Source organism: Bacillus sp. P4_D3 (genome assembly GCF_056401855.1).
In genome coordinates this window covers 1-1,483 of the sequence record NZ_JBFUIN010000742.1, presented here as the reverse complement: position 1 = coordinate 1,483, position 1,483 = coordinate 1, and the positions used below count along the sequence as shown (strand labels likewise).

Annotated in this window: 2 protein-coding genes; both read left to right on the top strand. The window is 39.8% G+C overall.

The window, feature by feature from the left end; genetic code table 11:
• The coding region (locus AC1DTM_RS26195; RefSeq protein WP_477001255.1) for a dihydroxy-acid dehydratase domain-containing protein at positions 1-1,247 on the top strand (1,247 nt) is incomplete at its 5' end.
• A 32-nt stretch (positions 1,248-1,279) separates the two neighbouring features.
• The coding region (locus AC1DTM_RS26190; protein WP_477001254.1) for a pyridoxal-phosphate dependent enzyme at positions 1,280-1,483 on the top strand (204 nt) is incomplete at its 3' end.

The window sequence follows — 1,483 nt, the reverse complement described above, 5'->3', positions numbered from 1 at the left end:
GTCCGATGGCAGCGGGGAAAACATCTAAAGGGGAAKTTGTCGATTTAAGTTCTGTTTTTGAAGGGGTAGGAGCCTATCAATCTGGGAAAATTTCAGAAGAAGAATTAAAGGATATTGAAGATCATGGCTGTCCATCTTGTGGTTCTTGTTCCGGTATGTTTACAGCGAACTCTATGAACTGTTTATGTGAAGTGTTAGGTTTAGCTCTTCCTGGTAACGGGAGTATTTTAGCGATTGATCCAAGACGTGAGGAGTTAATTAAACAAGCAGCAGAAAAATTAAAAATTTTAATTGAAAGAGATATTAAACCACGCGACATTGTAACAGAAGAAGCAATTGATGATGCGTTTGCACTTGATATGGCGATGGGTGGATCAACGAATACAGTATTACACACGTTAGCACTAGCACAAGAGGCAAGGTTAGATTACGATATGAACCGCATTGATGCAGTTTCAAGGCGTGTACCGCATTTATGTAAAGTAAGTCCAGCTTCTAATTGGCATATGGAAGATATCGATCGCGCAGGCGGGATTAGTGCAATTTTGAAAGAGATGAGCCGAAAAGAAGGGGTACTTCACCTTGATCGTATAACTGCTACTGGGCAAACATTAAGAGAAAACATTGCTCATGCAGAGATTCAAGATAAGGAAGTTATTCATTCTCTAGAAAATCCTCATAGTGAAGAAGGAGGATTACGTATATTAAAAGGAAACCTTGCGAAAGACGGAGCGGTTATTAAAAGCGGAGCAACAGAAGTAAAACGATTTGAAGGACCTTGCGTTATCTTTAATTCACAAGATGAGGCGCTTGCCGGCATTATGCTTGGGAAAGTTAAGAAAGGAGATGTAGTTGTTATTCGCTATGAAGGACCAAGAGGCGGACCTGGTATGCCGGAAATGTTAGCACCAACATCAGCAATTGCTGGTATGGGATTAGGAGCAGATGTTGCACTTTTAACTGATGGTCGCTTCTCTGGTGCTTCACGTGGTATTTCGGTAGGGCACATTTCACCAGAAGCAGCAGCTGGCGGAACGATTGCACTTCTTGAACAAGGAGATATTGTATGTATTGATGTTGAGGAACGCTTGTTAGAAGTGAGAGTTAGTGATGAGGAATTAGAGAAGCGTAAAAAAGGGTGGAAACGACCAGAACCAAAAGTGAAAACTGGGTGGCTTGGACGTTATGCACAAATGGTAACATCGGCGAATACAGGTGCAGTTCTGAAAATCCCGAATTTTGATTGAGCCAATATAAAAAGAGATAAGGATGATATAAAATGGTGCAAAATGTAAAGGAGAGAGTGAAAATTGAAGATATCTTAATGGCTCATAATCGCATGAAAGATATCGTTATTAAAACACCGTTACAACGAGATTCAGTTTTATCTGAGAAATATGAATGTGACGTATATGTTAAGCGAGAAGATTTACAAGTTATTCGTTCTTTCAAAATTCGTGGTGCGTATAATTTAATTCAAAGT